Source organism: Paenibacillus sp., from assembly GCF_035645235.1.
Classification (GTDB): Bacteria; Bacillota; Bacilli; order Paenibacillales; family YIM-B00363; genus Paenibacillus_AE.
The window spans coordinates 1-2,094 of the sequence record NZ_DASQMZ010000169.1; the positions used below are offsets into that span (position 1 = coordinate 1).

General features: G+C 65.8%; 3 protein-coding genes. 1 reads left to right on the forward strand and 2 read right to left on the reverse strand.

The genetic code is table 11. The annotated features are described in order from the left end of the window. On the reverse strand, positions 1-572 hold a 572-nt coding region (locus VEZ38_RS16285; RefSeq protein ID WP_324895273.1), incomplete at its 3' end, for an aminotransferase class III-fold pyridoxal phosphate-dependent enzyme. Between the two features lie 76 nt (positions 573-648). On the opposite strand from VEZ38_RS16285, the gene VEZ38_RS16290 reads away from it, so the two are divergent. Then, positions 649-1,320: a Crp/Fnr family transcriptional regulator gene (locus VEZ38_RS16290; protein WP_324895275.1), complete on the forward strand. Its 672-nt coding sequence runs from the start codon at positions 649-651 to the stop codon at positions 1,318-1,320. On the opposite strand, the gene hemG is transcribed toward VEZ38_RS16290, so the two are convergent. Beyond that, a partial coding sequence (hemG, locus tag VEZ38_RS16295) for a protoporphyrinogen oxidase (RefSeq protein WP_324895277.1) occupies positions 1,295-2,094 on the reverse strand: 800 nt, incomplete at its 5' end. The genes VEZ38_RS16290 and hemG overlap by 26 nt on opposite strands.

The window sequence follows — 2,094 nt, forward strand, 5'->3', positions numbered from 1 at the left end:
GGGTCGTTGTACGGTACGGTGATCGTATGCTCCGCCACGCCGGCCGGCACGCCCGGGCTGTCCGGCAGGCCGAGCGTCGCGACGCCGGAGCCCGCCTTGATGAGCAGCGCGTCCGCATGGCCGTGATAGCTGCCTTCGAACTTTACGATCTTAGACCGATTCGTGTAGCCGCGCGCGAGCCGAAGTGCGCTCATCGTCGCCTCGGTGCCGGAGTTGACCATCCGGACGACCTCGACGGACGGCATCCGCTCGCAGACGAGCGCGGCCATGGCCGTCTCCCGCTCCGTCGGCGCGCCGAAGCTCGTTCCGCGCTCGGCCGCCTCGCGAATCGCGGCCAGCACCTCCGGATGGGCATGGCCCAAGATAAGGGGCCCCCAAGAGCCGACGTAATCGATATATTCGTTCCCGTCGATATCGTAGACGCGCGAGCCGGCGCCGCGATCGACGAAGAACGGCGCGCCGCCGACCGAGCGGAACGCGCGCACCGGGGAATTCACCCCGCCCGGGATGATTCGCTTCGCCGCTTCGAACGCCGCCTGCGAACGGGACGTGCTTCTCGTTTGACCGTTCATGCCGAAATCCTCCTATCCATTCCTGTTCCGCCTATGGTAAAATGGTTACGACTTTTCACACAGAGGAGCATTCCCCATGTTATCTCTTTTGCACCAAGTGCCGCTGTTCAAACATCTCTCCGAGGAACAGTTGACTCGACTCTCCGAAATTTGCAACCGCAAGGGCTTTAAGGCCGGAACGGTGCTGTTTCGCGAGAAGGAGCCGGGAGACGTTTTTTATATCATCGTATCCGGCTCGGTCAAGGTGTTCACGTCCAACGCGGGCGGCGAAGAGAAGATTTTGTCCGTCTTCCAGGCGGGCGACAACTTCGGCGAGCTGTCGCTCATCGACGGCAAGCCGCGGTCGGCGAGCGCGCAGGTGCTGGAGGACAGTATGTTCCTGACGCTGCGCGGCAACGAGTTCATTCAGCTGCTGAAGGCGCATCCCGACATGTCGCTGTCGATCATGCAGGAGCTGTGCCGCCGCATCCGGGAGACGAACGAACACGTCTACGACCTGACGTTCGTCGACGCCCGGACCCGCGTCTTGAAGAACCTGATCATCTTCGCCAACAAGAACGGCATGCGCAACGGCAACACGATCAATATCCGCATCGCCTTGAATTACGACGAGCTGGCCCGCATGGCCGGCGTGACGAAGACGGTGCTTATGGAAGTCATTCGCGACCTCGAGCGCATTCAGATTCTCAACTCGACCGCCCACGGCTTCTCGCTCGACCTGTCTAAGCTTCGACCCGGCGGCGCATGAACGCGACCGCCTGCTCCGCCGCTTGCTTGCCTTGGTGAATGCAATCGGGCAGTCCGACGCCCTCGAATCCAGCCCCCGCCGCGTAGACGCCGGGGGCTTTCTTCATGAGCGCCTCGCGCACCGCCCGCACCTTCTCCGGATGGCCGACCTCGTATTGCGGCATCGAACGCTCGAGGCGGGTAATGTCCGCGAAGTCCGGCTCGGCGTCGATGCCGACGAGCTCCGCCACTTCCCGTCGCACGGCCGCGGCGAGCGCCTCGTCGTCCATGGCCCGCCAGCGCTCGTCGTCGATCCGTCCGACGTAGCAGCGGATCAGCACGCGATCCGCCGGCGCCGTGTGCAGCCACTTGGACGACGTCCACGTGCACGCCGTGATGAATCGCCCTTCCGTGCGCGGAATGACGAAGCCGGCGCCGTCGAGCGGCACGCCGACGCGGTCCCGCCGGTAGCCGAGCACGACGTTCGCGACGGACGCGTACGCCATGTCGCGGAACAGCGCCGTCTCCGGCACCTCCGGAAGGAGCGCCCCGAGCGAGGAGGCCGGCGTCGTGACGATGACCGCGTCCGCCGGCAAGGCGTCCCCGCTCGTCAGCGTGACGACGGCCCCGCCGCCGGACTGCGGCGTCACGGCCCGCGCCGGCTCGCCGGTCAGCAGCACGGCGCCTTCCGCTTCCAGCGTCTCCGTCAGCCGCTCGACGAGCGAAGACAGGCCGCCGCGGTAACTGAGGAACGCGCTGCCGCGCGCGTGCGGCGGAAGATGCTCCTCGCCGGACG